Source organism: Solemya elarraichensis gill symbiont (assembly GCF_002021095.1).
Taxonomy (GTDB): domain Bacteria; phylum Pseudomonadota; class Gammaproteobacteria; order Chromatiales; family Chromatiaceae.
In genome coordinates this window covers 1-5,224 of record NZ_MPRK01000128.1, presented here as the reverse complement: position 1 = coordinate 5,224, position 5,224 = coordinate 1, and the positions used below count along the sequence as shown (strand labels likewise).

The following is a 5,224-nucleotide window of genomic DNA, read 5'->3' as shown; positions in this document are numbered from 1 at the left end:
CTGGTCGAAAGCTTTCAGCTCTCCGCCCCAGGTCTCTGCACACACTTTCGTCAGTGCCGCTGTCAGTGTTGTTTTACCGTGGTCAACGTGGCCAATTGTGCCAACGTTCACATGCGGCTTATTACGTTCGAATTTTTCCTTAGACACCGTAGCTACCCTCTAAAATACTGTTTGGACCAAATCTCTAATTACCTGCAAAACCCGATGGCACTTCGCTGTACTTCTCAAATTCCATCGAGTAGGTGGCCCGACCCTGTGTCGCACCACGCAAATCTGTTGCATACCCGAACATTTTGGCCAGTGGCACTTCAGCGCGTACCAGCTTTCCGGCGGGTGAGTCTTCCATTCCCAACACCACTCCGCGGCGACTGTTCAGATCGCCAATTACGTCACCCATGTTTTCCTCTGGAGTGACAACTTCAACTTTCATGATGGGCTCTAGGACCACCGGGTCTGCAGTTTTTGCGCCTTCCCTGAAGCACATCGAACCGGCAATCCTGAATGCCTGCTCAGACGAGTCAACATCATGAAATGAACCATCAATCAGGGTCACCTTGATGTCTACCGCCTGATAACCGGAGTTAATACCGCCGGTCATCGCATCCTGCACACCTTTGTCGACCGCCGGAATATACTCCCTTGGTACGACACCGCCAACGATATCGTTGACGAACTCATAACCAGCTCCGGACTCCTGCGGCTCGATCTTCAGCCACACATGGCCATACTGACCACGACCGCCCGACTGGCGTATAAACTTTCCTTCGTGCCTGACCGCCTTGCGTATGGTTTCGCGATAGGCAACTTGCGGCGCACCGACATTTGCCTCGACGTCAAACTCACGCTTCATGCGATCAACGATGATCTCCAGGTGTAATTCACCCATTCCCGAGATGATCGTCTGGCCCGACTCCTCGTCCGTACGTACACGGAATGACGGGTCTTCCTGGGCCAACTTCGACAGGGCCACCCCCATCTTGTCCTGGTCCGCCTTGGTTCTAGGCTCAACCGCAACCGATATAACCGGTTCCGGGAAGTCCATGCGTTCCAGGATAATCCTGTTGTCGATATCACACAGGGTCTCACCCGTCGTAATATCCTTGAGACCAACTGCCGCTGCGATATCGCCAGCGCGTACTTCCTTGATCTCATCACGGTGATTGGCATGCATCTGCAAAATGCGTCCAACCCGTTCCTTCTTACCCTTGATCGGGTTAAAAACCGTATCACCAGAGTTCAGCACACCCGAGTAAACCCGGAAAAACGTCAATGTGCCGACAAATGGGTCGGTTGCGATCTTGAAAGCCAGTGCCGCAAATGGTTCATCATCTGCCGGGTGGCGCTCAGCCACGCTTTCATCCTTGTCATCAAGATGCCCCATGATCGCCGGGACATCGACCGGTGAAGGCATATAGTCGATAACTGCATCGAGCATTGCCTGTACACCCTTGTTCTTGAAGGCAGAGCCACAGAACATCGGTGTGATCTCGTTGGCAAGTGTCCGAATACGGATACCCTGCCTGATTTCATCTGCGGAGAGCTCACCCTCTTCAAGGTATTTCTCCATCAGCTCGTCAGATGCCTCGGCGGCGGCTTCAACCATCTGCTCACGCAGTTCCGCACATTGGCTCTTGAGATCTTCCGGGATATCGTGTTCATCGAACTCGATACCCATGTTCTCTTCCTTCCAGTAGATCGCCCGCATCTTGATCAGATCGACGACCCCTTTAAAATTCTCTTCTGCACCGATATTCAACTGCATCGGTACCGGTGTAGCCCCAAGACGCTCTCGCACCTGCTCGACTACCCGTAAAAAGTCGGCGCCCATACGATCCATCTTGTTGATGAATGCGATGCGCGGTACACCATACTTACTCGCCTGGCGCCAGACTGTTTCGGACTGCGGCTCTACACCGCCTACCGCACAGAAGACTGCACAGGCACCATCGAGTACGCGTAACGATCGCTCCACCTCGATGGTGAAATCGACATGCCCGGGCGTGTCGATAATATTGATACGGTGCTGCTCGTACTGCTGCGCCATACCACTCCAGAAACAGGTTGTTGCCGCCGAGGTGATGGTAATTCCTCGCTCCTGTTCCTGCTCCATCCAGTCCATTGTTGCCGCACCGTCATGGACTTCGCCAATCTTGTGAGACACCCCTGTGTAATACAGGATCCTCTCTGTCGTGGTTGTTTTACCCGCATCGATGTGGGCCATAATGCCCAGGTTTCGATAGCGTTCAATTGGAGTCGAACGTGCCACGAGCCGATCTTCCCCGGTTTCCCTGTTTGCCTGTTACCAGCGGTAGTGCGAGAACGCCTTGTTGGCATCAGCCATACGGTGCGTATCTTCACGCTTCTTGACGGCTGATCCACGCTGATCTACAGCGTCCATCAGTTCACCAGCGAGACGCTGCGCCATGGATTTTTCACTACGCCTGCGTGCTGCATCGATAATCCAGCGCATTGCGAGTGAGTCACGACGAATCGGACGTACTTCAACAGGTACCTGGTAGGTTGCACCACCAACACGGCGGGATTTAACCTCAACCGAAGGGCGTACGTTTTCAAGTGCAGTCTCAAGCGCTTCCATCGGGTCACCGCCTTTCTTTTCGGCGATCTGGTCTAGCGCTTTATACAGAATGCTCTCTGCTACAGATTTCTTTCCGTCAACCATTACCATGTTGATGAACTTGGTCAACAACTGGCTTCCGAACTTAGGATCGGGCAGGATTTCACGGCGTGCTGCTACTCGTCTTCTGGCCATTTTCTCAATCTCTCTCTAATTAGCTCTTGGGACGCTTCGCACCATACTTGGAGCGACCTTGACGACGGCTTTCAACACCAGAGGTATCGAGTGTGCCGCGCACGGTGTGATAACGCACACCTGGCAAGTCTTTAACACGACCGCCACGGATCAGGATCACGCTGTGCTCCTGAAGGTTGTGTCCCTCACCACCAATATAACTGGTGACTTCATGACCATTGGTCAGGCGTACACGTGCAACCTTACGCAGGGCCGAGTTCGGCTTCTTAGGCGTTGTTGTATAAACGCGGGTGCAAACACCACGCTTCTGAGGACAGGCCTCGAGCGCAGGCACGTTGCTTTTAGCAACCTTGCGCTTACGTGGTTTGCGTACTAACTGATTAATTGTTGCCATTTGCTTCTCTTCTCTTTAACAGCATCACCATGGACGCCAGATACATGCAGAAAACTGTTTCTGCGCGCAATAAAAAACGTTAACCAACCCTCTCCAGCTTGCCGTTATCGACCTGCCAGATAGTAAGTCATTGATTCAAATTCATATTTTACAAAGCAGCCATTCTCTCTTCGGCTGCGTTGCCCTCTCCTTTTAGGCTGTGCCTAGGAGAAAGACCGCGAATTCTATGCGCCTGATGGCCACTTGTCAACGACAAACACGGAAAAACCGGGGAATATTTCAATTATTTGACGGCTGCCACACCTTCAGGATTCGATGTCGATATGGAAGGGGATATGAATCAGGCTGTTTTCATCAGAAATTGTTAGCAAAAACTGCCAATGCATACGCTTCAGGGTGCAGATTGGCAGGATAAAGTCTGCACGATCAGCATGCTGACCGCTGGGCTGGAAATTGAACCGGTTGAAGCCCATATTCATATTAATACCGGTCGCTTCAAGCGTGGTTGCATGCCATTTTCCGCTGGATGTTACCTCCGCTTGCAGCGGTTTCATCGGCAATATGGCATCCATGGGCAGGATCTGCATGCGCACCTGCGACCCGTCCGGCAGCTCTGCCAGACAGGCTGCCAGCGAAGGCTCGCAAACGATTGGCTCCAGGGTCACGCTGGGCCGAGCCGCATCACCCGGGGTGGACGAATCTGTCAGGAAGCGCCCCGCCAGCAGGGCCGCTGCGAATAAAACGACGATAAGTATAAGCTGTTTCACGTCAACACCCCTTTAAATCAGTGCTTGTCAGCCATGTGCGACAACCACAGCGCCGCACCCAGGAAAGCGATACCGAAAGCAAAATAGAGCAGCTCGAGTGGCGTATTAAAATCCATACCCAGCGCAAATTCGAAGTAGCGAACGATGAGGATCATCAGTACAACTTTGGCCAAGCGCGCCTTGAGATCATCGAGACTGTTGATGACGAGAACCCTGGATGCCGTATCAGAAGATTGCGCCTGATCAATTTTACTGACAAACAGTTCGTAAAGGCCCATTCCGAAAATCAGCAGCACCGTGGCAAGCAGGTAACCATCAACCATCTCTACCACGTGGGTCACCGTCTCGGCACGTAGTTCAACACGGTCGACTGCCGTCAGATCAGGCGAGCCATAGTGCATCACATGCGTAACCAGCACCCAGGCATCGACCGTCGACATGTAAAACAGTGCGATAGCGGAGATGAGACTCGATACAACTGCGAGGATTACAACCAGGCGCGATGACCAGATGGCGCCTTCAAACCAGCGTTCTAACATGATTAATCAGTCCAGTAGATTCAGTATATTGGGATATTTTAACCCGGCTTGCGCTGACATGGACAATCAATTGCGTGAAGTACGGGTGGATCCACGTCAATACGCAGGGCTGACAACTCACCACCCCACAGGCATCCGGTGTCCAGCGCCCAGGTATTGGCTTCATGGCGATAACCGAGCATCGACCAGTGTCCAAACAGCAGTTTGACATCCTCCGATTTGCGTCCGGGCACCAAATACCATGGTAAAAGACCCTTCTTCTGGGAGCCGGGAGCACCCTTTTCATCAAGTGCCAGGCGGCCATCCAGGGTACAGAAGCGCAGACGCGTAAAACAGTTGGTAATAAAGCGGAGGCGATCCTGCCCGCCCAGGTCTTCACTCCAGAGGTTCGGTTTATCGCCATACATTCCGGCGAAATAGTGCTCTCTGCAGCGTGAGTCGGCAAGCACCGATTCCATCTCCTGCGCACAGGCGAGTGCCTGGGTCAGGTCCCACTGTGGCGGCAACCCGGCGTGTACCAGGCAGAAATCGAATTTCGGGGTTGTATGCATCAATGGGCGTCGGCACAGCCATTCAAGTAACTCGTCTCGATCTGGCGCATCAAAAACAGGCTGCAGGTCGTTTTTCAGCTTCTTCTTGCTTCCCGTGCTCCAGGTCGCCAACAGATGCAGGTCATGATTGCCCAGAACACTGACCGCACTGTCGCTAAGTTCCTTAACGAAGCGCAGAACCTCCAGCGATTTGGGTCCGCGAT

General features: G+C 53.0%; 7 protein-coding genes. All 7 read right to left on the bottom strand.

What is annotated here, in order from left to right; translation table 11 throughout:
- Window positions 1–147 (bottom strand): GTP-binding protein (locus BOW51_RS07320; protein WP_245828599.1); only part of this gene is annotated, 147 nt, incomplete at its 3' end.
- Window positions 148–184: 37 nt separating this feature from the next.
- Window positions 185–2,266 carry an elongation factor G gene (gene fusA, locus BOW51_RS07315; RefSeq protein WP_078477110.1) on the bottom strand — a complete coding sequence of 694 codons (2,082 nt, stop codon included), beginning with the start codon at window positions 2,264–2,266 and terminating at the stop codon, window positions 185–187.
- Between the two features lie 33 nt (window positions 2,267–2,299).
- Window positions 2,300–2,770: a 30S ribosomal protein S7 gene (gene rpsG, locus BOW51_RS07310; RefSeq protein WP_078477109.1), complete on the bottom strand. Its 471-nt coding sequence runs from the start codon at window positions 2,768–2,770 to the stop codon at window positions 2,300–2,302.
- A 19-nt stretch (window positions 2,771–2,789) separates the two neighbouring features.
- Window positions 2,790–3,164: a 30S ribosomal protein S12 gene (gene rpsL / locus BOW51_RS07305; protein ID WP_043117683.1), complete on the bottom strand. Its 375-nt coding sequence runs from the start codon at window positions 3,162–3,164 to the stop codon at window positions 2,790–2,792.
- 305 nt (window positions 3,165–3,469) lie between these two features.
- A complete protein-coding gene (locus tag BOW51_RS07300; protein WP_078477108.1) occupies window positions 3,470–3,931 on the bottom strand; it encodes a hypothetical protein in 462 nt (153 codons plus the stop codon).
- Between the two features lie 17 nt (window positions 3,932–3,948).
- A complete protein-coding gene (locus BOW51_RS07295) occupies window positions 3,949–4,470 on the bottom strand; it encodes a YqhA family protein (RefSeq protein ID WP_078477107.1) in 522 nt (173 codons plus the stop codon).
- A 38-nt stretch (window positions 4,471–4,508) separates the two neighbouring features.
- The coding region (locus BOW51_RS07290) for a symmetrical bis(5'-nucleosyl)-tetraphosphatase (RefSeq protein WP_078477106.1) at window positions 4,509–5,224 on the bottom strand (716 nt) is incomplete at its 5' end.

Coding starts and splice junctions, on each gene's coding strand:
- rpsG (WP_078477109.1), bottom strand. CDS start 2,770: ATGGCCAGAAGACGAGTAGCAGCACGCCGTGAAATCCTGCCCGATCCT.
- rpsL (WP_043117683.1), bottom strand. CDS start 3,164: ATGGCAACAATTAATCAGTTAGTACGCAAACCACGTAAGCGCAAGGTT.
- BOW51_RS07295 (WP_078477107.1), bottom strand. CDS start 4,470: ATGTTAGAACGCTGGTTTGAAGGCGCCATCTGGTCATCGCGCCTGGTT.